This is a genomic window from uncultured Lutibacter sp. (genome assembly GCF_937891065.1).
Classification (GTDB): Bacteria; Bacteroidota; Bacteroidia; order Flavobacteriales; family Flavobacteriaceae; genus Lutibacter.
Genome location: NZ_CALAEQ010000206.1, coordinates 1 through 25,974 on the forward strand (window position 1 = coordinate 1; position 25,974 = coordinate 25,974).

Sequence of the window (25,974 nt, forward strand, 5' to 3'; positions counted from 1 at the left end):
AAAAAGATTTTATAAAAATACTAGCTATCTTTTCTCTTTTAATTTCGCATTCTATGCATGCGTCATTCATTTTAATTCCAATGGATGATGTAACACAAACCAATCATTTAAAAGCTTACGGAATTACTTATTGGTCTTTGCAACAGGGCAATACTGCAAAATGGTTATTAAATTATGAAGGTGGTTCTTTTTTATTAGAAGATAATGAGCCTACTAGAAATGAATGTAAAATAAGAGGAGTTACTTTTCATGTAATTTCAGATACTCAAGCAGCGCAAATTTTAGAAGAAATAAGTAGTCCATCAAAGAATATGGATGCCGTATTGTTAGAAAAAGCACCTAAAATTGCAGTGTACTCTCCAAAAGGTAATTTACCTTGGGATGATGCTGTTACTTTGGTTTTAACGTACGCTGAAATTCCTTTTGATGTGATTTATGATGAAGAAGTTTTAGAAGAAAAACTGTTGTTGTATGAATGGTTGCATTTGCATCATGAAGATTTTACAGGTCAATTTGGTCGATTTTATGGAGCATATAAAACAGCACCTTGGTATATTGAACAAAAAAAAGACGCTGAAGAATTAGCACTAAAATTAGGGTATTCTAAAGTATCTAAGGAAAAATTAGCGGTTGCTTTTAAAATTAGAGATTTTGTAATTGGAGGAGGCTTTATGTTTGCTATGTGTTCAGCAACTGATAGTTTTGATATTGCATTAGCTGCTGAAGGCGTGGATATTTGTGAAACAATGTTTGATGGAGATCCTTCTGAAATGGACTATCAAAATAAAATAGATTTCAATAAAACATTAGCTTTTAAGGATTTTACATTAATTAGAAACCCTATTGAATACGAATTTTCTTCAATTGATATGACTAGAAAAAGAAGTAATATTAAACGTACTTCAGATTATTTCTCATTGCAAGATTTTTCAGCAAAATGGGACCCAATACCAACGATGTTGTGTCAAAACCATACACAATTAGTAAAAGGATTTATGGGACAAACAACATCTTTTGAAAGAGAATCGGTAAAATCAAATGTATTGGTATTAGGAGAAAATAAATCAAATAGAGAAGCACGATATATTCATGGCGTAAAAGGAAAAGGAATGTTTACTTTTTATGGGGGTCACGACCCTGAAGATTATCAGCATAGAGTAGGTGATCCAAAAACAGAACTCGATTTACACCCAAACTCACCAGGATATAGATTAATATTAAATAATGTATTGTTTCCTGCTGCTAAAAAGAAAAAACAGAAAACTTAATTTGTTGATAATGCAGCAATAACTTTATTTTATAATTTTAGTATTTCAAGTTTCAAAAACACTATTTTTGCTCCTTTAAATTAAATAATAAACAATGGCAACTACACAAGAACTGCAAGATTTTGCACAACAAGTAAGAAGAGATATAGTTAGAATGGTACACGCTGTACAATCTGGACATCCAGGTGGTTCATTAGGTTGTAATGAATTTTTAACTGTGCTGTTTCAAGAAGTGATGGAGTATTCTACTGATTTCACAATGGATGGTAAAAATGAAGATTTATTCTTTTTATCAAACGGTCATATTTCACCAGTTTATTATAGTGTTTTAGCACGAAGTGGTTTTTTTCCAGTTGCTGAATTAGCAACTTTTAGAAAATTAAACACACGTTTACAAGGGCATCCAACAACACATGAAGGTTTACCAGGTATTAGAATTGCGTCTGGCTCACTTGGTCAAGGCATGAGTGTTGCGTTAGGAGCTGCACAAGCTAAAAAATTGAATGGTGACAAAAAATTAGTGTATTCTTTACACGGTGATGGAGAATTACAAGAAGGTCAAAATTGGGAAGCAATTATGTATGCTGCTGGTAAAAAAGTAGATAACTTAATCGCAACTGTAGATTATAATAAGCAGCAAATTGATGGAGCAACTAATGATGTAATGCCATTGGGAGACTTAAGAGCTAAATTTGAAGCTTTTGGTTGGATTGTTTTAGATGTTGAAAAAGGAAATGATATTGAAAGTATAAAAAATGGTTTGGCAGAAGCTAAATTGTTAACTGGAAAAGGAAAACCAGTTTGTATTTTATTGCATACTGAAATGGGGAATGGAATAGATTTTATGATGCATACACATGCTTGGCATGGAAAAGCACCTAGTGACGCTCAATTAGAAAATGCTTTAAATCAAAATCCTGAAACTTTAGGAGATTATTAAAAGTGTTCTATTTATAAATTATAAAAACCTCTTTCATTATAGTTGAAGGGGGTTTTTTTATGATATATTTATAAGTTTCAAATCATAATATTGTAAGAATACTTTTATATTTACGACTAGTTTGGTTTTTATGATAATTGGAATTATTTTTCAATTTTTTAACAATAATTTTTGAATTAATATTTATGAAAATAGGAATTGTTTGTTATCCAACATTTGGAGGAAGTGGAGTAGTAGCAACCGAATTAGGAATAGCTTTGGCTGAAAGAGGTCATGAAGTACATTTTATTACGTATAAGCAACCTGTTAGACTTGATTTAATTGCAAATGATATACATTTTCACGAAGTTTTTGTTGAAGAATATCCTTTATTTCATTTTCAACCTTATGAATTAGCATTGTCTAGTAAAATGGTTGAAGTAGTAGAAATGTATGATTTAGAAATTTTACATGTTCATTACGCAATTCCGCATGCATATGCGGCGTATATGGCAAAACAAATGCTAAAGGAAAAAGGGATTGATATTAAAGTAGTTACTACACTGCATGGAACTGATATTACATTGGTTGGAAGTCATCCAAATTATAAAACAGCTGTAGAATTTAGTATCAATAATTCGGATGTAGTAACCACAGTGTCAGAGAGTTTAAAAAAAGATACATTACGTTTATTCAATATCAGGAAAGATATAAAAGTGATTCACAATTTTATAGATTTTGAACAATATCCTGAAATTGGTTCAGAAGATTGTAAAAGACATACAATAGCCAATGAAAATGAACGAATTATTACGCATATTAGTAACTTACGCCCAGTAAAAAGAGCTGCTGATGTTATTGATATTTTTTATAAAATTCAAAAAGAAATTCCTTCAAAATTATTATTGGTTGGTGAAGGTCCTGATAGAGAGCATATTGAATTACAGGCTAAAAATTTAGGAATATTAGATAAAGTTCTTTTTATGGGAAATAGTAACGAAGTTAGTAAGTTGCTTTGTTATTCAGATTTGTTTTTATTACCATCAGAAACTGAGAGTTTTGGTTTGGCAGCTTTGGAAGCTATGGCAGCAAGAACACCTGTTATTTCAACAAATTCAGGAGGTTTGCCAGAAGTAAATATAAATGGAGTTACAGGGTTTTTGAGTAATGTTGGCGACACCACTGATATGGCTAAAAACGGTATTTATATATTAAAAGATTTAGAGAGACTTCAACAATTTAAACAAAATGCATTAAACCAAGCAAAACAATTTAGTTTAGAAAATGTTTTACCAGCCTATAAAGAAGTTTATAGAGAATTAATTAAAAATTGTTGTTAAGAATTATAATAATTTAACGCTTCAATAATTAGTGATTTTTCCACGTTGCAATCTAATTTGTAATTCTCAAAATCAGTTAATAATACAAAATTAACTTGTCCAGCAACATTCTTTTTATCGTGGATTAAAAGTTCAATAATGGCATCATAATCTAAGGTTTCAATTTTAACTCTTCCGAAGATATCAATAATTGAATTTTTTATATTTTTTAACCCTTCTGAAGGAAAACCTAATAAAACTTTAGAAATATAAGTTTCGGTAATCATACCAATAGCAATAGCTTCACCATGAGTTAAGTTTTCTTTATCTTCAGATTCTAAAAAATAAGATTCAATTGCGTGACCAAGTGTGTGACCAAAATTTAAAACTTTGCGAATTCCCGCTTCTTTTGGGTCTTTGGTAACTACTTCATTTTTAATTTCAACAGAGCGATGTATTATACTATTTAAATTACTAATAGTTAAATCTTTAAAATTGATTACTTCATTCCAAACATTAATATCATATGTGATTCCATATTTAATAATTTCAGCCAAACCAGAACGGATCTCTCGTTTTGAAACTGTTTCTAAATAAGAAGGGTCAATAATAACCATTTCGGGATCTGAAAATAACCCAATTTGATTTTTTAAAACACCTAAATCTACACCCGTTTTTCCACCAACTGAAGCATCAACCATACTTAATAAAGTTGTAGGAATATTTACAAAAGAAATGCCTCGTTTGTACGTTGAAGCTACAAATCCACCCAAATCTGTTATTACACCACCACCTAAGTTTAAAAGTAAACTTTTTCTGTCAGCACCAAGTTCAGTTAAAGCATTCCAAACGCCTGAACAAGTGTCTAAATTTTTATTTATTTCACCAGGTTCAATCTCAATTATTTCAATTGGTTGTTCAGTTTCAATCTGCTCAAGCAATAATGGTAGACAATCATCACCTGTGTTTTCATCAACTAAAATAAATATTATAGAAGGTTTATATTCTGAAATATACTTGTTAAACTTGATATAAGCATCTTCTTGAAAATTAACGTAATAATTATTGGATAAAATCGGATTCATTTTGGATAATATGTTTGTGCAAATTAAGGGCAAAAAAACGAAAAAATAAACACTTTGTAATTATCTTTGATATAAATATGAATTAAAATGAGAGATTTATTTAATAATACTGAAGTGGCTTTTAGCCTTAAATCAAATAATCAGGTTAATAGGGCTTATTATTTGTTTGAAATGATAAAACGAGAACCGCTTGTAAAAATAGGTACAGCAGTAACTAAATTTGCTTTAAAAACACATTTACCAGTTGAGGGTATCATTCGAGCTACAGTTTTTGACCATTTTTGCGGTGGTGTAAATGAAAAAGGCTGTATGCGTATCATAGATAATATGTATACTAAAAATGTACATTCTGTTTTAGATTATTCTGCTGAAGGAAAAGAAGTTGAGGAGCATTTTGATTTATCAATGGAAAAAACTTTGAATACTATAAAAATATATGGTAAAGAAAAAGCTAGTATTCCATTTGCTGTATTTAAACCTACAGGTTTTGGTAGATTAGCTGTTTATCAAAAGGTTACCGAAGGAATAGCCCTAGATCCACATGAAGAAACTGAATGGAGAAGAATTAGAGAACGATATGAAATTGTTAGTAAGGCTGCTTTTGAAAATAATGTACCATTATTAATTGACGCCGAGGAAACTTGGATGCAAGATGCTGCTGATGATTTAATTGAAGAAATGATGGTAAAATATAATAAAGAGAAGGTTATTATATTTGGAACCTTACAATTATACCGTTGGGATCGTTTTGATTATTTAAAGAAAATGCATCAACGCGCTAAAGAACAAGGATTTAAAATTGGTATGAAGTTGGTACGTGGTGCTTATATGGAAAAAGAACGTGAGCGAGCTGAGGAATATGGTTATAAAGATCCAATTTGTGTTGATAAAGCGGCAACTGATAAATTGTACAATGAAGTTCAAGAATATATGATTAATAACATTGATGAAATGGCCGTTTTTTCAGGAACTCATAATGAAGAAAGTTCTTATGATTTAATGGATTTAATTGAAAAGTATGAATTATCTAAAGATGACAAAAGAATTTGGTTTGGTCAATTATTCGGTATGAGTGATCATATTAGCTATAACTTAGCTAAAGAAGGCTATAATGTAGCTAAATATTTGCCATATGGTCCTGTTAGAGATGTAATGCCTTATTTAATTAGACGAGCAGAGGAAAATACTTCTGTTGCTGGTCAAACTACTAGAGAACTAGAATTGTTAAAGCGTGAGCGAGAAAGACGTAAAATATAAATTCGTTAGTAATTAACTATAAAAAGAGCTGATAAATCAGCTCTTTTTTCTTTTAAGAATTTTTTTTATCATTTCTCATTGCTAAAACAAAACTTCACAAAAACATAACAAGTTAAAAATTAAAATCTTACAATATTTATCATTATTTAACTTTTGTGATATAATACGGAATAAAACAACTACTTTTGCAGCCTCTAAAAAATAAGAAAATGCAATCTATCAGAAACATCGCTATAATAGCACACGTTGACCACGGTAAAACTACATTGGTTGATAAAATTATTGACCAAGCTCATATCCTAGATGAGCGTAAGGTGAGAACAGAATTATTATTAGATAATAATGATTTAGAACGTGAAAGAGGGATTACAATTTTATCTAAAAACGTTTCTATAATATATAAAGATGTAAAAATTAATGTTATTGATACACCTGGTCACGCGGATTTTGGAGGAGAAGTTGAACGTGTATTGAAAATGGCTGATGGGGTATTATTATTAGTTGATGCTTTTGAAGGTCCAATGCCACAAACTCGTTTTGTATTAGGAAAAGCCCTAGAATTAGGCTTAACCCCAATTGTTGTTATCAATAAAGTTGACAAACAAAACTGTACACCAGATTTGGTTCATGATAAAGTATTTGATTTAATGTTTGCTTTAGATGCAACTGAAGAACAGTTAAATTTTGCGTCAGTTTATGGTTCAGCAAAACAAGGTTGGATGAGTTATGACTGGAAAGAGGAAACAGATAATATTATTCCATTGTTAGATTCTATTATTGAAAATATTCCTGCATCTCCTTATTATGAAGGAACACCTCAAATGCAAATTACTTCATTAGATTTTACATCTTTTGTTGGTCGTATTGCAATTGGGCGTGTATTTAGAGGAGATTTAGAAGAAGGAAAGGATTATATGCTGTGTAAAGCAGATGGAAGTACTAAAAAAGTTAGAATTAAAGAATTGCATACTTTTGAAGGCTTAGGTAAAGATAGAGCTTCAAAAGTAAGAAGTGGAGACATTTGTGCGATTACGGGTATTGAAGGATTTGAAATTGGTGATACAATTGCCGATTTAGAAAACCCAGAAGCATTACCAAGGTTAAAAGTAGATGAGCCTACAATGAGTATGTTATTTACTATTAATAACTCTCCTTTCTATGGAAAAGAGGGAAAATATGTTACCTCTCGTCACTTACGTGATAGATTATATAAAGAAACTGAAAAGAATTTAGCACTTAGAGTTGAAGATACAGATACTGAAGATAAATTTAATGTTTTTGGCCGTGGAATTTTGCATTTATCAGTTTTAATTGAAACAATGCGTAGAGAAGGTTATGAGATGCAAGTTGGTCGTCCACAAGTTATCATAAAAGATATTGATGGCGTTAAATGTGAACCTTATGAGACTTTAGTAATTAATGTTCCTGAAGCATTAGCAAGTAAAGCTATTAACTTGGTAACTATTAGAAAAGGAGATATGTTGGTTATGGAACCAAAAGGAGATATGCAACATTTAGAGTTTGATATTCCTTCACGTGGTTTAATAGGTTTGCGTAATAAAATATTAACAGCTACGCAAGGAGAGGCTATTATAAACCATAGATTACGTGGTTTTGATGCTTATAAAGGAGATATTTCAACTTCTAATAATGGTGCTTTAATTTCAGGTGATGCTGGTAAAGCAACAGCGTATTCTATTGATAAACTAGGAGATAGAGGTATTTTCTTTATTGATATTAACCAAGAAATTTACAAAGGACAAATTGTTGGCGAAAATAATAGACAAGATGATATGTCTATTAATTTAACGAAAGGTAAAAAATTAACAAACGTTCGTAAATCTGGAACAGATACAGCTGTTAATATTGCTCCAAAGAAAGAATTTTCTTTAGAAGAATGTATGGAATATATTAAAGATGATGAGTATTTAGAGGTTACGCCGCTTAGTTTACGAATGCGTAAAATTGAATATAGATAAAATTTTAAAAAAATATAAATTTTTTTAAAGCTTCCATTAATTTGGAAGCTTTTTTTATGGTGATCAATCAAAAACTTATTTAGTAAATATAAAAGTTGAATAGTAACTTTTGTTACCGTTATTGCTTCAAACTTTTACAATTATACGTGGTCAAAGAGTTATATAAAAAAACAAAAATATATAATGAAAAATTTAACTTTATTTACTATGATTGCTAGTTTAACACTTATTAGTAGTTGTTCAGACAATGACACTGATGCCGATATAAACATCAAAGATGAAATTCTATCTATAGAAGAAATAGATGATTTAAAATTTTTAAGAGAAGAAGAGAAATTAGCACGTGATGTGTACTTATATTCATATAGTATATATAATCTTCAAATTTTTAAAAACATTTCTAATAGTGAGCAAATGCATATGGACATTGTATTGGAATTATTAAATACATATAATCTGCAAGATCCAGCCTCAGAAAGTATAGGAGAATTTAATAACCCTGAATTACAGAATATTTACAATGATTTAATTCAAAAATCATCAATTTCAATGTTAGATGCTTTGATAGTTGGAAATATTATTGAAGATTTAGATATAAAAGATATTGCTCTGAATGAAGGAAGATCTGATAATGTAGATATATTAAATGTGTATAGTTCCTTAAAATGTGGTTCAAGAAATCATTTAAGAAATTATTACGCACAACTTATTGAAAATGACGGTATTTATTCTCCTTCGTATATTTCATTAGAAGATTTTGAAGCCATTATTACAACATCAAATGAACAATGTAATATTAATAATTAAAATTTTAAAAATTATGCGAAATAGTTTTATATTAATATTACTGGCATTTTCTTTAACTAATTGCAATTCTTCAATAAAAAAATCAAAAATAACAGAGCTTAAAGTGGTCGATTTAAGTGAAAAGGAAGTTGAAGGTTTACTACTCTTACAACAAAAATGCTATCCCTGTCATTCCGTAATAGCCGAAACTCATGATAATATTATTGCACCTCCTATGGAAGCAATAAAAAGAAGATATAAGATTTCTTATAAAACGAAAGTAGAATTTGTTGATGCAGTTACTATTTGGGTTATAGATCCAAAAGAAGAAAATGCTTTAATGCGTGGAGCAGTTAATCAATTTAAGGTTATGCCTAAGCAAGCCTTTATTAAAGAGGATATCATTAAAATTGCTGGATATATTTATGATAATGAATTAGAAAAGCCTATATGGTTTGAAAGTCATTTTAATGATGAGCACCCAAATGGTATCGGAAACGGACAAGGAAGAGGAATGGGTAAAAAAAGTTAAATAAATAGATTGATTAGCCATTTGTAAACTGTATTTCAAAATATAAGTAAGTGTACAAAAATAGCTTTGGGTCATAACTTAAGCTATTTTATTAAATTTCAAATAGCAATAAATAAAGGTGAATATCTTTATGGTTAAACCATTTTTTTTAAAACTAATTTTTTACTGATGATGATGGTTTTTACTTCCACAATTACAATTGCAACCTGATTTATTATAGGATACAGGAACTATAGCATCTAGTATCCTATTTATTAGTTTTTCAATATCAAGATCTTTCTTCAATTTTATAACAAACCACATTATTTATAGCTAATTTTTGAATTTACTCTTCACCAATACCCCTTGTTAATAAAATACAATACCAGAAAAGGAACTATTAAAAATACCATTTTCATCATGAATAGTATGCTGTAAAGTTTTATTTTCTGTTAGCTCTAATGCTTTTAAACTTTCAATAATTGCGTCATTGTTGTGTAAATTTAAAATTACAAAGTTTAATCGCTTGTTCAGATATTATTTTTCCTTCTTAGAAGCCACAGTAACTCTTATTTTCATAATACACTATTTTATACAAACATAGCTCTATTAACTAATGTGATTTCCATTCTAAGTTACTCCATTTTACCTTTTTTATAGTGATTATTTTACCCATATTAGAGTTATCCTTATTAACAATATTCATACTTATTAACAATTTTTAAAATATAATATAAGATATTAACTAATTCTTAAGAAGAGTATATTATGTTGTTTTTAGTATTGTTATAGTAAATATCAAAAATACAGAATAACCTAAAACACCTATAAACACTAAGAAAATATCACCTTAATTATTTATATTTAAGTTTCGTAATCAAATGGTTAAATATAAATATGATTGCTTTTAAACTTTGAATTTTACAATAATCTAAAAGTTTTTAACAAAAATATTTGTTTGTTTTAATAATTGTACATACATTTGATGTATATACAATAGTAGTATAGATAATTGTTGTCCCCCCGAAGTTGAATAAAAATGATAAAAATGATGAGTTAAATTTACCTGACTTAACAATTGCAAATATTTTGCATACAGGTAATTGGATGAATGAAAAGTTTTCAGATCATCTAAAACAATACGCATTATCTATTCAACAATTTCAAGTATTAAGTTCTTTAAGAGTATTGAAAGGTGAACCTGCAAATCTTTTAACCTTACAAGCCGAAATGGTGAGTAAGAATAGTAATACAACACGTTTGGTTGAAAAACTAAGATTGAAAGGTTTAATAACAAGAATTCAAAGTGAAGAAAATAGGAGGAAGGTTGAAATCAGAATTACAGATGCTGGTTTAAATTTATTGAATGAGATTGAAATTTTGCATTCAGATTTTCAAAATGACATTGTAGGTAATTTAACATACAATGAAATTTTAACTCTTAACAAATTATTGGAAAAAATAAGGAATAAATAAGTCAACCCCAAGCACGAGTGATTTATTATGATATAGCGTTTATCACCCCATGAATGCTATATCATAAAAGTCAAAAACAAGTTAGTATTAACAATTAATTAGTGAAAAGTATGAATAAATAAATCGACCCCAAACAAAATTGGTTTTGTTAAATAATATTAAATACCCAATAATATAATGATGGAAACCAAATTAGATTATAAGCATGATTGAAAAGTAAGATCAAATTAATTAGTAAGAATTTGTAAACAATAAATCAGCACTAAGAGGTAGTCTCACTGTAGTCACATACAAAATAAAGCAGTCCGAAAAATGTTTTAAGATGTTAGATGATTAGTAAGAACTTTGTTTCTGCCTCTTTAATTTAAAGAAAAGAATAATTAAATCAACCCCAAAAACCCCAAAAAATTATGATTTCAAAATCATTAATTGTTTCAAAGTTTACTTATATAGTTGCTCCAATCAAAAGTTTTGTGATTAAAAGTAGTACTAGTACAACTTCTTCTTTGAAATATAATTTTACTTCAGTTTTAACTGATTTTGAAAATTTATTATTCTTTTTAGAAATAAAAAAATCAGCCGTAACATATTTATCAATATAAAAACCTTTCCCACAACGGTGTATTGTACGATAATAATTGCGGCTGTCTTTTTAAACTTATAAACTAGAATTTAACCCCAAATTTCAACCCCACAAACAATGAACCCCTCAAAAATTAACCTACTATTATTCGCTTTCGTTTGCACTGTTATAACTTCTTGCTCTATAGAAGAAAATGGAATTTATTTTGATGAAATAAATGAAGTAAAAGAAGGATATTCCATCATGGAATTAGAAATAATGGACTTAGTTAATAATCATAGAGAAGAATTAGGTCTGTTCCCATTAATTAATTTAAACATTATATCTTCTGTAGCATTATCACATACAACCTATATGGTTGAAACAAACGTGGTAAACCACAATAATTTTGCAGAGAATCATAAAAACTTAGTTATAAAAGCTAATGCAAAATCTGTAGGTGAAAATGTAGCTTATGGTTTTGAAACAGCATCTGGAGTTGTAAATGGATGGTTAAATAGTGAAGGACACAAAGCAATTTTAGAAAAAAGTAATTATACCCACTTTGGAATTTCAATTGAGCAAAATAGTGAAGGAAGAAATTATTTTACCCAAATATTTATTCAACAATAAATTATTAAATTTTAATTATGATTTTATTAGAAAAAATCCCGGCTGAAAAGATAAAAACTAAATTCGAAAGAATTTATATAAATACAATTACTCCATATTTTGAGTTTAAAAATAAAGATGGAAGAGGCGTATTACCAATAAAACGATGTATTAGATTATAAATATTAAGTTGTCCCCACTTAATATTAAAACAGTTGTAAAATCTTATAATTGTCGTCCCCACAACGGTAGTATAATAAGAGTTTGAATTACAACTGTTTTATTTTAAATTATTAAGTTTCATAAAAAACAGCCGCAACATACTTGAAAAAAACTGTCGTCCCCACGATAATTTCTTATTATTCAGTTTATTACGACTGTAAATCTTTTAACCATATTTAGTAAATAATGTTAAAAGATTAAATATTCTTGAACTATTTTTAGGTTTTGTAAATGTAATTTATAACATCTATAATTCCAATTATTTTTTACCTAAATTTAGATGCAGTTTTATACTGCATATTTTTAATTTGTCTTATTCATTTAATTTTTAAAATGGAAAATTTTAATAGATTTACTTTTACATTAATCGTCACCAATAATGAATTAGATGATTTAAATCATGTGAATAACATTCATTATATAAAATGGGTACAAGAAGCAGCTCAAAAACATTGGAAAATATTAAGTAACACCAATTTAGACACTAAATATGTATGGGTTGTTTTAAGACATGAAATAGATTACATAGCATCGGCTATATTACATGATATAATAACTGTAAACACTTGGATTGTAAAATCTTATGGTGTAAAGTCTGAACGTTTTGTTGAAATAAAAAAAGGTTCAAAAACAATTGCAAAAGCTAAAACTATTTGGTGTTTATTAGATAAAACAACGATGAAACCAGCAAGAATTCCTTCAGAAATTCTAGAAATTTTAGAGACTAAAAAAGAATAAAATATTAACTATTATTACTTGTTTTTTTCTTCAATCCACTTAGCCATATATTTTGTACTTTTTAACGTATGATGCATTAATATTGCTCCTGTAAAGTTGTTTAATCGATGTTCAAATGTATTTTTAATTAGAAATTCAATTTTCTTAATTAATTTTTTACTGAATTTTTCTTTTGAAAAACAGCGGTTAATAATTTCAACACCATTTTGTTGTGCTTTTAACCATAATTTTTCATTGGTATATAATTCTATTGCATTTAAAGCAAACTCTTTCGGTTCATTAGTTATACAACCATTCCAGGGTAATTTACTATGCATAGCTTCAGCTCCAATAGTTGAAGTTATGCTAGGTGTTCCATACTGCATAGCATCAACTAATTTTCCTTTTAATCCAGCTCCGAATTGAAGTGGTGCTAAACATATTTTTGAATTCTTAAATATTTCTTTTGAACTTTCTGCCCAACCTTTTATTAAAAAACCTTCTTTTTCATTGTGCAATTGATATACTTTTTCGGTAGCGTAGGCTCCATAAACAAGCATCTTTGCATCAGGTAATTTTCGTTTAATTAAAGGCCAAATGTTAGTCTTTAAATAGATAACAGCATTCCAATTGGGTTCATGTCTAAAATTTCCAATAGTCATAAAATGATTTCTATCTTGAAAAGTAGGGTAGGAGTTTAATAAATTTACATTCAAACTTTCAAGTAAAAAAGGAACATATTGCAAAAGCGATTTGTCCACTTTAAAAATATTCGTTAATAGCTTCATTTCATATTTTGAAATAATAAGAGTTAAATCACAACGGTAAATACTTGCTAATTCGCGCTTTGTTAAATCATTCATTAATAAATCTAATGATACTTCAGCATTATTTTTATGAGCTATTTGTCTTGCGTTTCTTAAAAAATGTAAATCTTCAGTATCTAATATTCTTAATGCATTAGGACAATTTTCAGCAATTCTCCATCCAAATTGTTCTTCTATTAAAAATCTATCAAATAAAACAATTGTTGGATCTAATTCAAGTATAAAGGAATCGAAACTAGAATTATTTAGTTGAATTTCAGTTGTTTGAATATTAAATTTTTCTAAATTATATGAGTTGTCAGTTTTAGCTGCAGCACTAGCAAAAGTTATTTTATAATTATTAAGTTGAAATACTTCAATAAGTTGAAGCATTCTAGTTCCTGCAGCAGTTGATGTAGGTTCGGGCCAAACAAACCCAATAATTAACAGTTTTTTCATATAACTTCAAAAATAATAAAGTTTAAGCATAAAAAACCCTGAATTTTAAAATTCAGGGTTTTTATAACTTGTTTAAGCTTAGTAATGGTTAAATCCATCCTTTTTCTTGACATTTTTTAGAATACCAAATTAAAAATACAGCAATTCCTATAACAACTATTGGCATTATCGCTTTAGATGGAGATAATTCCATATAATCTTGTATAAAAAAGTTATAAACAAACTGTACAAGAACTGTCAATAATGATATAATAAATAGAGTTACAGCCCATTTTTTTCTTATTAAAAGAGCAATACACCCTACAAAACCAGCAAAAACGGCAATTGCAAAAGCAGCAGTAACCCAAGCAGGAACGTTGGTGTAATATAGTTGGTCAGCTTCTGGCAGTGCACTTAAAATTTCATCGGTCATATAAGCTTGTCCTATATAAGCGGCTACTCCCATAATGTTCCAAAATAATGCTGCAACACCAATTACCCAAAAAGTTGGCGTTGGTTTGTTAAGTGAATTTGTCATAATCAAAAGTTTTAAGTTAGTTAAATATTCTAGTTTAAATTGTCGATTACAAATTAAGTAAATATTTGAATTTACACAAGCTAAGAACTTTCAGTATAAAATTCATATTAATAGCTTCTAAAATTAAATGTATTTTTACCTAAAAATAGAGTTAATTCATATTTAAATCTGGAATATTTAAGCTTTTATATTGATTTAAATAGGTGAATTTGTTAATGAGTTGTACAAAAAACCTATTAAAAATCGGCTTTTTTAGCTCTAAACAATTAAAAACAACTATTTTACTGAAATAGTTTTTAAAAATTAAAATTGAAATGTTATATTTGCAAAAAATAAATAACCTAAAATATATAATAGTTAATGGCTGGATCACAAGAAACCTTTGGTAAAAAAGAAAGAGAAAAAAAGCGTCTGAAGAAAAAACAAGATAAACTGTTGAAGAAAGAGGAGCGAAAAGCTAGTGGACAGGAGAATGAGTTTATTTATGTTGATGAATTTGGGCAGCTTACTGATACGCCAATGGATCCTTCTAAAAAAATTAAAGTTGATGCTTCAACTATTGAAATAGGAATACCTAAAAAAGAAGATAGAGAAGTAGAAGAAGTGGCTGATAAAGTAGGTAAAGTTTCTTTCTTTGATACTTCTAAAGGATTTGGTTTTATTATTGATACAACTTCTCAAGAGAAATATTTTGTACACGTAAGTGGATTATTAGAAGAAATTAAAGAAAACGATAAAGTAACTTTTGAATTAGAACGTGGTTTAAAAGGTATGAATGCTGTTAGAGTTAAGAAAGTTTAAGTATAAACCTTCTTAAATGATTCATGCTTAATTAGTTTAAAGTTATTGTAAATTTTTATAAAAAACCAGAGATATTAATTCTCTGGTTTTTTGCATTAATGCATTAACTTGTCTTATAATAGTACTGAAATATAACAATTTTTATGATGTTTTTTTGTCAAAAAAAGCGCTCATAATTATAATAAGTATTACTTTTGAGCAACTTTTTCAAGTTAATTTTAAAAAAACTATAATTCTGTTTGGTCAATCTTCTAAATATTTAAATCTATAATGACAATTTTATACAAGCAATATTATGGCAATTAAAAAAGCCATAAAACATATGCTTATTAGCACACTAGCTTTTGCTTGTATGAATGTTACAGTAAAATATTTAGAGAATGTAAATGCATTTCAAATTGTATTTTTTAGATCCGCAAGCTCCTTATTTTTTACCTTCGGGTTTCTTTTGAAAGAAGGTATTCCAATTCTTGGAAATAATAAAAAATTGCTAATTATTAGAGGCTTGGTAGGTGTAACTTCTATGACACTTTTTTTTATGTCGATAAAATATTTATCAGTTGGTACTGCAGTTTCTTTAAGATATTTGGCTCCAATTTTTGCAGGTATTTTTGCTGTGATATTCATGAAGGAAAAAATATGGCCTTTGCAATGGTTGTTTTTTGTATTGGCATTTTTAGGCGTGCTTATATTAAAAGGTTTCGATTCCCAATTAAACACTTTTGGTCTTATTTTGGTGTTAATTGCTTCCATAACTAGTGGATTGGTATACATAATTATTTCTAAAATCGGGAAAAGTGAACATCCTGTTGTTGTTGTTAATTATTTTATGGTAATTGCAACTTTAGTAGGTGGTGTTTTATCTATTAAAAACTGGGTGAACCCTGAAGGAGTAGAGTGGCTCTTGCTATTAAGCTTAGGTGTTTTCGGTTATTATGGACAGTTAAACATGACCAAGGCTTTTCAAACAGGTAAAACCAACCAAGTGGCACCAGTTAAATATGTTGAAGTAATTTTTACTGTATTATTTGGTTTATTCTTATTCAATGAGGTTTATTCCTTTTGGAGTTTATTAGGTATCGCTATGATTATAGGTTCATTAGTATTAAATGTGTTTTATAAAACTCATAAGGGAAACTAATTATTTTTTTAAATAAAATACGTATAAAACTTACTAACAAAAAGAGGGAAGCATAATGTATTTAAAATTATGACTAATTTTAAATAACTATTTCATCTATAGGTTTTTACAAACTTAAATTTCAAAATATACCTAATGAGGTAAACTATATTTCTAAAGAATTCTACGAATGGATATTTTGATAACGTATTTATCAAAAGAATATAATATAGTAGAAATAAAGGCTGCGTTTCCTAAAAAAAATCTTAATTTTAGGTTGCCAAAATTAAAGTAATTAACATACTGCCAATGAAAATAATTTCAACTGTTTGTCCTCGAAATTGTTACAGTACTTGTAGCTTTAAAGTGGTAATTGAAAATAATTTGGTTAAAAGTATTCAACCTCACTCAGGGAATCTTGCGACACTTGAAGGACCTTGCATAAAAGGACTAGCCTATATTGAGCGAGCCAATTCAAAAGATAGAATTTTACATCCTCAAAAAAGAATTGCTGCAGGAAAATATGAACGCATTAGCTGGGAAGAAGCAATTGAGACAATAGCCAGTAAGTTAAGTTATTACAAAGGTGATTTTGGCCCACACTCAGTGCTGTTTTTTGCATCAAGCGGTATGTCTGGTTTATTAAATGGTGTAAGCACATCATTTTGGAAAATGTTTGGTGGTGCCACAACAACTTATGGTAATTTATGTTGGCCAGCAGGTCTTGAAGCTACTCGTTTAACTTTAGGTGCTAATAATCACAATGCACCTTGGGATCTTGAAAATGCAAAACTCATTATTGTTTGGGGTAAAAATCCTGCGGAATCTAATATTCAGCAAATGATTCCAATTGAAAAAGCTCAACAAAATGGGGCTAAATATATTGTAATTGATCCTAGACGAACTTCTTCAAGTGAACGTGCTAATGTTTTATTTCAAATTAAGGCAGGAACAGATGCTGCTTTAGCTTTAGGACTTGCTAGAGAAATTATTAAGAATAACTGGATAGATACAGACTTTATAAATAAAAATGTTGTTGGTTTTGAGAGTTTTAAGAAACATGTAGCATCTTATACTCCTGAAAAAGTAGCTGAAATATGTCGTATTTCAACTTCTTCAATAATAGAGTTAGCCAGACTTATTGGAACCATAAAACCAATGACTCTTATTCCTGGTTATGGAATGCAGCGTTATGAAAATGGCGGTCAAACAACACGTTGTTTGCTGGCTTTATCCGTTATAACAGGAAATATCGGTAAAAAAGGTGCTTGTTGGCATTATGCAAATCTTCAAAGTTATGTTTTTGATGATTTAAAAGAGCCAGAAAATTATTACCCTGGTTGTGAACATCCAAGCTTCCGAAGAAAAATATCTGTTGCAAAATTAGGCGAGGATATGTTAAAAATGGTTAACCCAGAAATTAAAATGATTTGGGTAGAAAGAGGTAACCCTTTAACACAGAACCCAAACACAAACAAAATTAGAAAAGCTTTTAGAAAAGCTGATTTTAGAGTGGTAGTTGATCAATTTATGACAGATACAGCGTATGAAGCAGATATTATTTTACCTGCTAAAAATATGTTTGAACAATCTGATATTATTGGTTCTTATTGGAATCCATATGTGCAGTTAAAGCAAAAGGCGCTGGAACCAGCAGGAGAAGTAAAACCAGAAACAGAAATCTATTGCTTATTGGCTCATAAATTAGGAATGAATTCAGATGAAATAAAAAAGAATATTCCAGAACCGAATGATGCAGAAGTTGAAAAATACTTAAATAAATTTTTAGAACCATTTCCAGAACTAACTTTAGAAAAATTAAAAGAAGGACCATTATTACCAAATTCTTTTGAAGAAATTCCATTTTCAGATACTATATTCCCTACACCTTCAGGAAAAATAGAATTATATAGTGAAGAAGCTAAAAGCAGGTGGGGAGTTAATCCTTTGCCCGATTATGTTCCTTTAGTTCAAGAAAAAACATATCCATTACAACTATTATCACCAAACTCCAAAAATAGAATTCATTCTCAATTTGGAAATCTAAATATTATCAAACAATTTGAACCAGAAGCATATTTATTCATACATCCCAATGATGCTAATGATAGAGGAATTATAAATTTTGAATTGGTAAAACTATTTAATAATGAAGGAAGTGCTGAAGTTAAAGTTCAATTTGATCTAGGATTAAGACTAGGAAATGTTGTTCTTACTAATGGACATTGGGCTGTTGATGGTGCTACACCAAATTTGTTTACAAAAGGGATTGAAACTGATATGGGACACGGAACAGCTTTTCACAACACTTGGGTTCAAATAAAAAAGATATAAATATGGAGAAGAATGCGTTCATATTTAATACCAATAAATGCGTAGGTTGTATGGCGTGCGTAGTTGGTTGTACTATTGAAAATGGAACAGAAATACCTCTTAATTGGCGCATAGTAAATGGTCACAACCATATAAAGCATCCTGAGCTTCCAGTATTTCATTTTTCATTGGCTTGTAACCATTGCGAAGATGCTCCTTGTATGAAACATTGTCCAGCATTAGCTTATACACGAGATAAAAAAACCGGAGTAATAATACATCATGCCGAAGCTTGTATCGGCTGCACGTATTGTACTTGGGTTTGTCCTTATGATGCTCCAAAATATAATGAAACAACAAGAATTGTTGAAAAATGTAATTTTTGCGTAGACAGAATTTCAGAAGGAACTAAACCTGCTTGTACAGAAGCATGTCCAACAGGAGCTTTAGATTTTAGCTTTCAAGAAGAAGTTGATTTAAATAATCATATTACACCAGGATTTGTAAATGTTGGTATTAAACCATCTATTCAATTAATTCCTTTACGTAAGGAACATACAAAACCAGAAATAGTAAATATAGATGCTGTTAAAATTGATGCTGAATATTTGGATAATTATGTACCAAAACCTACATCAAAAATTCATTTACGAAAGGAATGGACTTTGGTACTTTTTACACTTTCAGTTTCAGGTTTAGTAGCTTGGCAAGCATCTGGAATAACAAGTAATGTGTTCGTTTCACCTATAGCATTCTTTATTATTGCGATTTTCGCAATTGTACTTACGTCATTTCATGTTGGAAAAAAATTAAGAATGTGGCGCTTTATTTTAAATGTAAAAGGCTCTTGGCTAAGTAGAGAAATAGTTGGGTTTGGTATTTTTTTTAGTTTAGGAATTATTACATTATTTATTAAAGATAACATCTTTGATTTTAACGAGTTACTTCCATTTGTTAACAGTAATGCTTTAGGGTATATTACCATAATGTTTGGAATTTTTACTTTAATATCAATTGATATGGTATATAGTTTATTAGTTCGTAAAGACAAATTTAAACTGCATAGCGCTATGGTTTGGCTTACTGGATTGTTGCTATTTGCTTGGTTTTCGGATTTTATTTTATTGATATTTTTAATTACATTATTTAAATGTGTTTTGTATTTAATGAGAAAACAAGCGCTTTTTAATCAAAAAATAACCTATTTTCCATTAATTACATCCATTAGATTATTAGTTTTAGTAATACCTTTGATTGTATTGATAGCTTTCCCAGAAATTTCAAATTCGAGTTTAGTAATTCTTGTTTTTATAGGTGAAATTATAGATCGAAGCGAATTTTACTATGAATCTGACGTAAAGACACCAAATGGAGCCTTGACTGATTTATTCCGAAATACTGTAAAAACAACATAAAAATTTAAAACTTTAAAAATAGTTACAGCATGAAAATTAAAAATGTAAACGCATCACATACACCGTTATATAGAGAAGCTGGTTTTAACTTAAAAAACTCAAAATTAACAAAAGAAACTTTTTCTAATGAACTTGAGCATCCTCATGAACCAGATAATTATATTTATTCTCGTTACCGGAATCCTACTGTTGTGCAGGTAGAGAAGCAATTAATGAAACTAGAAGAATGTAATTGGGCGTTGTTAGTTGAAACTGGAATGGCAGCTATTGATGTAGCAGTTTCTGTTTTTCAGAAAGGAGCAAAAAAAAGGCCTTGGCTATTTTTTAATGAAATTTATGGAGGTACAAATTCATTCATAGATTCCGTTTTAATTAAAAGAAGAGATTTAGATATTCATCGATTTTTTGCCAATAATGGAAGTTATGATTATGTTAAATTAGAAAATATACTTAAAGAAATAAAACCTGAGTTTTTATACTTTGAAGCAGTGTCAAACCCAATGCTTATTGTGGCTGATGTAAAACAAATTTTAGATCTTGCTAAAAAATATGAAACGAAAATTATAGTTGATAACACTTTTGGAACTCCTTTTTTATGGAAGCCACTTGCTGATGGAGCTGATTTAGTGATTCACTCAGCAACAAAATATCTTAGCGGACACGGTAATATTACTGCAGGAGTTATTTGTGGTAATGATATTGAATTGATGAAAGAAGCCATTGAATACAGAAAATGGGCAGGACACTTTTTGAGTCCTGATGATGCTTATAGGTTAGGTTCACAATTAAAAAGTTTTAATTTAAGGTTTAAACAACACTGTGAAAATGCGATAGTTATTGCAAATTATTTAGAAAACCATTCAAAAATAGAAAATGTACTTTATCCGGGACTAACATCACATCCAACTAATAAAGAAGCTGTTAGTTTATTTAAAAACAAAGGCTTTGGAGGTGTTATTACTTTTGATATTAAAGGAGACAATGAGAAAGATAAAAGAGAAAAGTGTAATATCTTTATTGAGGCCATAAGCGAGTATATTCCTTTGGTTCCAACATTGGGTGAAGCTGATACTATTTTATTACCTGTTGAACCTGTTTGGGGAGCAAAATATCCATTGCCTGGTGTTATTCGTTTATCTATTGGTATAGAAGAAACTAAAGTTTTACAGGAGATAATAGAAATGGGATTAAGTCATTTATAATTAAGTGTGAGTAAATTATAATATTAAATTGAGTTGAAATGTACTTTACTGAGAATCGTATATTTGAATTTTTCTTAACCTAAGTACAGAATATCGTAAAGAAATAAAAGGCTTCTTAGATATTTTGCATAATATACAAAAGGAACACTTATTATACTGACCAATGAAAGGAGAGAAGTGTAATAAGTGTGGAGTGATAATTAACTATTATAAAGTTTATTAATACTCTTTTTATATGTTTGTCCAATTGGAATTTTATATTGACAAGCTATTATAAATTAATTATAGGTTCTAAAACAGTCCAAACATTATTTGCCAGTATTTTATGGCCATCAACCGTTGGGTGAATTCCATCCGCCTGGTTTAGGGCTGGATTACCGCCAACATCTTTCAATAAAAATGGAATTAAATAGAGTTTGTTTTTTTTAGCTAATTCAGGAAAAATAGTTTTAAACTCTGTAATATAATCGTGTCCCATATTTGGAGGTAATTGCATTCCAGCCAATATAATTTTAGTATCTGAATTTTTTTCTAACACAGCATCTATTATGGCTTGCAAATTTCCCCGTGTTTCTGTTAAAGGCACACCACGTAAACCATCATTAGCTCCTAATTCCAAAATAAAAATATCAATTTTTTGATTCAGCACCCAATTTATTCTACTTTTTCCTCCAGCAGTTGTTTCACCACTCACGCCAGAATTAATAACGGTATAACCCAATGAAAGTGAGTCTATTTTAGTTTGAATTAGTGCTGGAAAAGCATCATTTACATCGTCTAAACCATAACCAGCTGTTAAACTATCACCAAAAACTAAAATAGTTTTTGTAGTACTACTTTCTTGAACATTATTTTCTGTTTCAACTAGAGCTTTTTCAGAAATTTTTTCTTTTTTTGAGGTGTCTGATCCACAAGAGAGTAACACTATTAATATTGAAAAATAACAAAACTTTAAGAAAATCTTCATTACATTATTGTTAAAATTCAAAATCAAATGTTTATTTTTCAAGTTCAGCATATTTTGACAGCATATATATTAAATAAGTACTATGACAAAGATATTAAAGATTCATGAACTAGAGAAAACTTATACTAGTGGTTCCAAAAAATTAACGGTATTATCCAATATTTCTTTTGAAATTGAAAAAGGAAGTATTTTTTCTATTGTTGGTCCTTCTGGCAGTGGTAAAACTACTTTACTTGGTTTATGCGCGGGTTTAGATTACCCAAGCGCCGGTACTATAGAATTATGTGGAAGTAATTTAGAAAACTTAAATGAAGATGAACGAGCTCAATTACGTAATAAAGAAGTTGGTTTTATATTTCAGAATTTTCAATTATTACCTACATTAACTGCTCTAGAAAATGTAATTGTTCCCTTAGAACTTCAAGGCGAAAAAAATGCAGCTAAATTTGGCATGGAATTGTTACAAAAAGTAGGATTAGCAGATCGTTCTCATCATTATCCATCGCAATTATCAGGTGGTGAACAGCAACGAGTAGCATTAGCTAGAGCTTTTTCTAACAAACCAAGTATTTTATTTGCCGATGAACCTACGGGGAATTTAGATGAAGAAACAGGCGAAAAGGTTATTCAATTACTTTTTCAATTGAATAAAGAAGCAGGAACTACTTTAGTTATTATTACGCACGATTTAGATTTAGCAAACAGAACACAACAAATATTGAGATTAAAAGGAGGAAAAATAATGTCTAACGAAAAAACAATTGCAGTTTAATGAGCAATTTATCCTCAAAAGCTTCCGTGCAATGGCTATTTAAAATGGCTTGGAGAGATGGAAAAGCAAGTCTTTCTAGATTAATGCTTTTTATGGCATCTATTATTTTGGGTATTGCAGCTGTTGTTTCTATTCAATTATTTAGTGAGAATTTAAAACAAAATATTAAAAATCAGTCAAAAGCTTTAATGGGTGCTGATTTTATTATTGATAGTAGACAGCTTCCATCTAAAAAAGTGCTAGCTATTATAGATTCTTTAAATGTAGCGGCTTCAGAAGTTAATTTCGTTTCTATGGCTGCATTTCCTAAAAATGATGGAACAAAACTGGTGAAAGTACGTGCTATAGAAGGTGATTTTCCTTTTTACGGAACCTTAGACACCGAACCAATTAATGCCGCTACGCAATATCAAGAATTAGGAGGGGCATTAGTAGATGCTACATTAATGCTTCAATTCAATTTAAAATCGGGTGATTCTATTAAATTAGGAAAACTAACTTTTCCAATTATTGGTGCTTTAAAATCTATTCCAGGTAGCACAGCTATTTCTACTTCAGTTGCACCTACTGTGCTTATTCCTTTTCGTTTTATTGACGAGACAGAATTATTACAATTAGGAAGCAGAAAAGAATACCAATACTTTTTTATAGCCCCACCAACACTAGATTTGGAGTTATTAGATAAAAAATTAGATCCTATTTTAGATGCCGAAAACGCAGATTTAGATACACATACCAGTACTAGTGAACGATTAGGTAGAAGATATGATAACGTAAGTAGGTTTTTAAATTTAGCAGCATTTATAGCCCTTTTATTGGGTTGTGTAGGAATTGCAAGCTCTGTTCATATTTATATTAAAGAAAAATTGAAAAATGTAGCAGTTCTAAAATGCTTAGGGGCCACAAGAAAACAAACATTTTTAATTTATCTAACACAAGTTGTTGGAATTGGGCTAATTGGAGGCCTTTTAGGTGCTGCTATTGGAATTGGATTGCAATATGCATTTCCTTATATTTTACAAGATTTTTTACCTTTTAATGTTCAAATATCAATTACTGTACAACCATTAATAATGGGAGTAACTTTAGGTATTTTAATGTCAGTATTATTTGCTTTACTACCATTATTAGGTACTTGGTATGTTTCACCGTTGGAGGTTTTAAGAGGTACAGATGAAAACTTGGTAAAACCAAGAAAAGCAAGACTTTTTACTTTAGCGGCAATTTTACTTTTTATATTTTTATTTTCATTCTGGTTGTTGAGAGATGCCTTATTCGGATTGTTTTTTACTGTGGGAATTTTAATTACGTTTTCAATTATGGCTGGAATTTCAAGCCTTTTTATGAACCTTATTAAAAAATATTTTCCTAGTAATTGTGGGTTTACAAAACGACAAAGTTTGTTGAATTTATTTCGCCCAAACAATCAAACAATGGTGCTGATTCTAGCTATTGGTTTTGGAACTTTTTTAATTAGTACCTTGTATTTTACTAAAGATATTCTGTTAGCTAAAACAGCTATTGAAAACAATTCAGCCAATCCAAATATTATTTTAATGGATGTGCAAACTTCACAAAAAGAAGCAGTTATAAATACAGTGCTTCCAAAAGGGTTAGAGGTAATTGATAACATTCCTATTGTAACGATGAGATTGCATCAAATTAAAGGTGAGTTGGTGAATACTATTAGAAAGGACACTACTTCAACTATGAATCAATGGATTTTAAACCATGAATTTAGGGTAACATATCGTGATTCATTATTGGCATCAGAAGAACTTTTAGAAGGAACCTGGACTGGAGAAATAGGGCAGGGTGAACCTATTTTAATTTCAATATCAGATAATATTGCAAGAGATGCTTCTTTAGAAATTGGAGATCAGCTAGTTTTTAATGTTCAAGGAGTTTTACTGGAAACTGTAATTGGAAGTATTCGGAAAGTAGATTGGGGACGTATGCGATTGAATTTTTCTATTGTATTTCCAATTGGTGTTTTAGAAAATGCACCACAATTTAATGTGTTAACTACTTATGTGCCAAATGATGCTATTTCTGCAGACTTACAACGTGATTTGGTAAAGAATTTTCCAAATATTTCAGTGTTAGATTTAAGACAGATTTATACCATAATTGAAGACATTCTAGATAAAATTTCTTGGATTATTAATTTTATGGCTTTCTTTAGTATTCTTACAGGAATTATTGTTTTAATTGGCTCTGTTAGAAATAGTAAATATCAACGAATTAAAGAAAGTGTGTTGTTAAGAACCTTAGGCGCAAAGAGCAAACAAATTATACAAATTACAGCGCTAGAATATATCTATTTAGGAATGATAGGTAGTTTGGTAGGAATTTTATTATCTCTTATCAGTAGTCAATTACTAGCTGTGTTTTTATTTAAGGAGCCTTTTATTCCATCTGTTGTTCCATTTTTAGTGTTTCTTCCTGGAATTACTTTATTGGTTTTATTAATTGGTTTAAGTAATATTAGAAGTGTTTTAAAAAGTCCACCTTTAGAAGTACTAAGAAGAGAAGTTTAACTATGCTCAAAACTATTATATTACATTGGAAAACCAAACAACCAGATTTATAATAAATTGAAAAGAAGTCAATTAAATTGATGTATGTTAGAAAAATGGCACCATCTTTGCAAATTAATAATTATTATAAATTAAAATACATTAAAATGAGTAAAGGAACAGTAAAATTTTTCAATGAAACTAAAGGTTTTGGATTTATCACTGAAGAAGGAGTTGAAAAAGATCACTTTGTACACATTTCTGGATTAATTGATGAAATTCGTGAAGGCGACCAAGTTCAATTTGATTTACAAGATGGTAACAAAGGATTAAACGCAGTAAACGTAAAAGTTATTTAATATATACTTCA

General features: G+C 29.3%; 25 protein-coding genes. 20 read left to right on the forward strand and 5 right to left on the reverse strand.

Annotation, left to right across the window (positions count from 1 at the left end; translation table 11 throughout):
• Positions 1-11: 11 nt before the first annotated feature.
• The 3 genes from Q0352_RS11180 to bshA all read left to right on the forward strand — a co-directional run bounded on the left by Q0352_RS11180 (position 12) and on the right by bshA (position 3,527).
• A complete protein-coding gene (locus Q0352_RS11180; protein ID WP_299527560.1) occupies positions 12-1,268 on the forward strand; it encodes an asparagine synthetase B in 1,257 nt (418 codons plus the stop codon).
• A 94-nt stretch (positions 1,269-1,362) separates the two neighbouring features.
• Positions 1,363-2,208, forward strand: a complete 846-nt coding sequence (locus Q0352_RS11185; RefSeq protein ID WP_299527500.1) for a transketolase — start codon at positions 1,363-1,365, stop codon at positions 2,206-2,208.
• A gap of 185 nt (positions 2,209-2,393) precedes the next feature.
• Entirely contained in the window at positions 2,394-3,527 is a 1,134-nt protein-coding gene (bshA, locus tag Q0352_RS11190; protein ID WP_299527502.1) for an N-acetyl-alpha-D-glucosaminyl L-malate synthase BshA, read from the forward strand.
• On the opposite strand, the gene aroB is transcribed toward bshA, so the two are convergent.
• Positions 3,524-4,591, reverse strand: a complete 1,068-nt coding sequence (aroB, locus tag Q0352_RS11195; protein WP_299527504.1) for a 3-dehydroquinate synthase — start codon at positions 4,589-4,591, stop codon at positions 3,524-3,526. The genes bshA and aroB overlap by 4 nt on opposite strands.
• Before the next feature lie 87 nt (positions 4,592-4,678).
• Between aroB and Q0352_RS11200 the strand changes: the two genes are divergently transcribed.
• From Q0352_RS11200 to Q0352_RS11215, 4 genes are all read left to right on the forward strand, one after another.
• On the forward strand, positions 4,679-5,848 hold the full coding sequence (locus Q0352_RS11200; RefSeq protein ID WP_299527506.1) for a proline dehydrogenase family protein: 1,170 nt from the start codon (positions 4,679-4,681) through the stop codon (positions 5,846-5,848).
• Between the two features lie 209 nt (positions 5,849-6,057).
• Positions 6,058-7,827 carry a translational GTPase TypA gene (gene typA / locus Q0352_RS11205; RefSeq protein WP_299527508.1) on the forward strand — a complete coding sequence of 590 codons (1,770 nt, stop codon included), beginning with the start codon at positions 6,058-6,060 and terminating at the stop codon, positions 7,825-7,827.
• Between the two features lie 183 nt (positions 7,828-8,010).
• Positions 8,011-8,634 (forward strand): DUF2202 domain-containing protein, encoded by a 624-nt coding sequence (locus Q0352_RS11210; protein ID WP_299527510.1) that lies wholly within the window; start codon positions 8,011-8,013, stop codon positions 8,632-8,634.
• Between the two features lie 13 nt (positions 8,635-8,647).
• Positions 8,648-9,145 carry a hypothetical protein gene (locus tag Q0352_RS11215; RefSeq protein ID WP_299527512.1) on the forward strand — a complete coding sequence of 166 codons (498 nt, stop codon included), beginning with the start codon at positions 8,648-8,650 and terminating at the stop codon, positions 9,143-9,145.
• A gap of 162 nt (positions 9,146-9,307) precedes the next feature.
• Here the strand turns inward: Q0352_RS11215 and Q0352_RS11220 are convergent, their stop codons facing one another.
• Positions 9,308-9,430, reverse strand: a complete 123-nt coding sequence (locus Q0352_RS11220) for a hypothetical protein (protein ID WP_299527514.1) — start codon at positions 9,428-9,430, stop codon at positions 9,308-9,310.
• A gap of 723 nt (positions 9,431-10,153) precedes the next feature.
• On the opposite strand from Q0352_RS11220, the gene Q0352_RS11225 reads away from it, so the two are divergent.
• The 5 genes from Q0352_RS11225 to Q0352_RS11245 all read left to right on the forward strand — a co-directional run bounded on the left by Q0352_RS11225 (position 10,154) and on the right by Q0352_RS11245 (position 12,734).
• Positions 10,154-10,600, forward strand: coding sequence for a MarR family winged helix-turn-helix transcriptional regulator (locus Q0352_RS11225; protein ID WP_299527516.1), 447 nt, complete (start codon positions 10,154-10,156; stop codon positions 10,598-10,600).
• Positions 10,601-11,010: 410 nt separating this feature from the next.
• The gene (locus Q0352_RS11230; RefSeq protein WP_299527518.1) at positions 11,011-11,202 is read left to right on the forward strand and encodes a hypothetical protein; all 192 of its coding nucleotides are present in this window, start codon (positions 11,011-11,013) and stop codon (positions 11,200-11,202) included.
• A gap of 98 nt (positions 11,203-11,300) precedes the next feature.
• Positions 11,301-11,795, forward strand: a complete 495-nt coding sequence (locus tag Q0352_RS11235) for a CAP domain-containing protein (RefSeq protein WP_299527520.1) — start codon at positions 11,301-11,303, stop codon at positions 11,793-11,795.
• A 17-nt stretch (positions 11,796-11,812) separates the two neighbouring features.
• The gene (locus Q0352_RS11240) at positions 11,813-11,956 is read left to right on the forward strand and encodes a hypothetical protein (RefSeq protein ID WP_299527522.1); all 144 of its coding nucleotides are present in this window, start codon (positions 11,813-11,815) and stop codon (positions 11,954-11,956) included.
• 373 nt (positions 11,957-12,329) lie between these two features.
• Entirely contained in the window at positions 12,330-12,734 is a 405-nt protein-coding gene (locus Q0352_RS11245) for a thioesterase family protein (protein ID WP_299527524.1), read from the forward strand.
• A gap of 14 nt (positions 12,735-12,748) precedes the next feature.
• Here the strand turns inward: Q0352_RS11245 and Q0352_RS11250 are convergent, their stop codons facing one another.
• Both Q0352_RS11250 and Q0352_RS11255 read right to left on the reverse strand, forming a co-directional pair.
• A complete protein-coding gene (locus Q0352_RS11250; protein WP_299527526.1) occupies positions 12,749-13,978 on the reverse strand; it encodes a glycosyltransferase family 4 protein in 1,230 nt (409 codons plus the stop codon).
• A gap of 88 nt (positions 13,979-14,066) precedes the next feature.
• Positions 14,067-14,495 (reverse strand): hypothetical protein, encoded by a 429-nt coding sequence (locus tag Q0352_RS11255; protein WP_299527528.1) that lies wholly within the window; start codon positions 14,493-14,495, stop codon positions 14,067-14,069.
• A gap of 360 nt (positions 14,496-14,855) precedes the next feature.
• On the opposite strand from Q0352_RS11255, the gene Q0352_RS11260 reads away from it, so the two are divergent.
• The 5 genes from Q0352_RS11260 (at position 14,856) to Q0352_RS11280 (ending at position 21,346) form a co-directional block, all read left to right on the forward strand.
• A complete protein-coding gene (locus Q0352_RS11260; RefSeq protein WP_299527530.1) occupies positions 14,856-15,296 on the forward strand; it encodes a cold-shock protein in 441 nt (146 codons plus the stop codon).
• Positions 15,297-15,591: 295 nt separating this feature from the next.
• Positions 15,592-16,437: a DMT family transporter gene (locus Q0352_RS11265; RefSeq protein WP_299527532.1), complete on the forward strand. Its 846-nt coding sequence runs from the start codon at positions 15,592-15,594 to the stop codon at positions 16,435-16,437.
• A 288-nt stretch (positions 16,438-16,725) separates the two neighbouring features.
• Complete coding sequence (locus Q0352_RS11270; protein ID WP_299527534.1) at positions 16,726-18,750, forward strand: molybdopterin-dependent oxidoreductase; 2,025 nt, start codon at positions 16,726-16,728, stop codon at positions 18,748-18,750.
• A gap of 2 nt (positions 18,751-18,752) precedes the next feature.
• Positions 18,753-20,144, forward strand: a complete 1,392-nt coding sequence (locus Q0352_RS11275) for a 4Fe-4S dicluster domain-containing protein (RefSeq protein ID WP_299527536.1) — start codon at positions 18,753-18,755, stop codon at positions 20,142-20,144.
• 29 nt (positions 20,145-20,173) lie between these two features.
• Positions 20,174-21,346, forward strand: coding sequence for a PLP-dependent aspartate aminotransferase family protein (locus Q0352_RS11280; RefSeq protein WP_299527538.1), 1,173 nt, complete (start codon positions 20,174-20,176; stop codon positions 21,344-21,346).
• Between the two features lie 271 nt (positions 21,347-21,617).
• Here Q0352_RS11280 and Q0352_RS11285 read toward each other — a convergent pair whose 3' ends face one another.
• Complete coding sequence (locus Q0352_RS11285; RefSeq protein ID WP_299527540.1) at positions 21,618-22,313, reverse strand: arylesterase; 696 nt, start codon at positions 22,311-22,313, stop codon at positions 21,618-21,620.
• An 82-nt stretch (positions 22,314-22,395) separates the two neighbouring features.
• Between Q0352_RS11285 and Q0352_RS11290 the strand changes: the two genes are divergently transcribed.
• The 3 genes from Q0352_RS11290 (at position 22,396) to Q0352_RS11300 (ending at position 25,963) form a co-directional block, all read left to right on the forward strand.
• The gene (locus Q0352_RS11290; protein ID WP_299527542.1) at positions 22,396-23,085 is read left to right on the forward strand and encodes an ABC transporter ATP-binding protein; all 690 of its coding nucleotides are present in this window, start codon (positions 22,396-22,398) and stop codon (positions 23,083-23,085) included.
• A complete protein-coding gene (locus tag Q0352_RS11295; protein WP_299527544.1) occupies positions 23,085-25,625 on the forward strand; it encodes an FtsX-like permease family protein in 2,541 nt (846 codons plus the stop codon). The genes Q0352_RS11290 and Q0352_RS11295 overlap by 1 nt, the downstream gene beginning before the upstream one ends.
• Before the next feature lie 146 nt (positions 25,626-25,771).
• On the forward strand, positions 25,772-25,963 hold the full coding sequence (locus Q0352_RS11300; protein WP_299527545.1) for a cold shock domain-containing protein: 192 nt from the start codon (positions 25,772-25,774) through the stop codon (positions 25,961-25,963).
• The last annotated feature ends 11 nt before the right edge of the window (positions 25,964-25,974 follow it).

What these genes read in the sequence shown, in the direction of transcription:
- Q0352_RS11300 (WP_299527545.1), top strand. Translation starts at nt 25,772, where the DNA reads ATGAGTAAAGGAACAGTAAAATTTTTCAATGAAACTAAAGGTTTTGGA.
- Q0352_RS11275 (WP_299527536.1), top strand. Translation starts at nt 18,753, where the DNA reads ATGGAGAAGAATGCGTTCATATTTAATACCAATAAATGCGTAGGTTGT.
- typA (WP_299527508.1), top strand. Translation starts at nt 6,058, where the DNA reads ATGCAATCTATCAGAAACATCGCTATAATAGCACACGTTGACCACGGT.
- Q0352_RS11260 (WP_299527530.1), top strand. Translation starts at nt 14,856, where the DNA reads ATGGCTGGATCACAAGAAACCTTTGGTAAAAAAGAAAGAGAAAAAAAG.
- aroB (WP_299527504.1), bottom strand. Translation starts at nt 4,591, where the DNA reads ATGAATCCGATTTTATCCAATAATTATTACGTTAATTTTCAAGAAGAT.
- Q0352_RS11255 (WP_299527528.1), bottom strand. Translation starts at nt 14,495, where the DNA reads ATGACAAATTCACTTAACAAACCAACGCCAACTTTTTGGGTAATTGGT.
- Q0352_RS11285 (WP_299527540.1), bottom strand. Translation starts at nt 22,313, where the DNA reads ATGAAGATTTTCTTAAAGTTTTGTTATTTTTCAATATTAATAGTGTTA.
- Q0352_RS11230 (WP_299527518.1), top strand. Translation starts at nt 11,011, where the DNA reads ATGATTTCAAAATCATTAATTGTTTCAAAGTTTACTTATATAGTTGCT.
- Q0352_RS11235 (WP_299527520.1), top strand. Translation starts at nt 11,301, where the DNA reads ATGAACCCCTCAAAAATTAACCTACTATTATTCGCTTTCGTTTGCACT.
- bshA (WP_299527502.1), top strand. Translation starts at nt 2,394, where the DNA reads ATGAAAATAGGAATTGTTTGTTATCCAACATTTGGAGGAAGTGGAGTA.
- Q0352_RS11240 (WP_299527522.1), top strand. Translation starts at nt 11,813, where the DNA reads ATGATTTTATTAGAAAAAATCCCGGCTGAAAAGATAAAAACTAAATTC.
- Q0352_RS11250 (WP_299527526.1), bottom strand. Translation starts at nt 13,978, where the DNA reads ATGAAAAAACTGTTAATTATTGGGTTTGTTTGGCCCGAACCTACATCA.
- Q0352_RS11210 (WP_299527510.1), top strand. Translation starts at nt 8,011, where the DNA reads ATGAAAAATTTAACTTTATTTACTATGATTGCTAGTTTAACACTTATT.
- Q0352_RS11295 (WP_299527544.1), top strand. Translation starts at nt 23,085, where the DNA reads ATGAGCAATTTATCCTCAAAAGCTTCCGTGCAATGGCTATTTAAAATG.
- Q0352_RS11185 (WP_299527500.1), top strand. Translation starts at nt 1,363, where the DNA reads ATGGCAACTACACAAGAACTGCAAGATTTTGCACAACAAGTAAGAAGA.
- Q0352_RS11200 (WP_299527506.1), top strand. Translation starts at nt 4,679, where the DNA reads ATGAGAGATTTATTTAATAATACTGAAGTGGCTTTTAGCCTTAAATCA.
- Q0352_RS11215 (WP_299527512.1), top strand. Translation starts at nt 8,648, where the DNA reads ATGCGAAATAGTTTTATATTAATATTACTGGCATTTTCTTTAACTAAT.
- Q0352_RS11245 (WP_299527524.1), top strand. Translation starts at nt 12,330, where the DNA reads ATGGAAAATTTTAATAGATTTACTTTTACATTAATCGTCACCAATAAT.
- Q0352_RS11270 (WP_299527534.1), top strand. Translation starts at nt 16,726, where the DNA reads ATGAAAATAATTTCAACTGTTTGTCCTCGAAATTGTTACAGTACTTGT.
- Q0352_RS11265 (WP_299527532.1), top strand. Translation starts at nt 15,592, where the DNA reads ATGGCAATTAAAAAAGCCATAAAACATATGCTTATTAGCACACTAGCT.
- Q0352_RS11280 (WP_299527538.1), top strand. Translation starts at nt 20,174, where the DNA reads ATGAAAATTAAAAATGTAAACGCATCACATACACCGTTATATAGAGAA.
- Q0352_RS11290 (WP_299527542.1), top strand. Translation starts at nt 22,396, where the DNA reads ATGACAAAGATATTAAAGATTCATGAACTAGAGAAAACTTATACTAGT.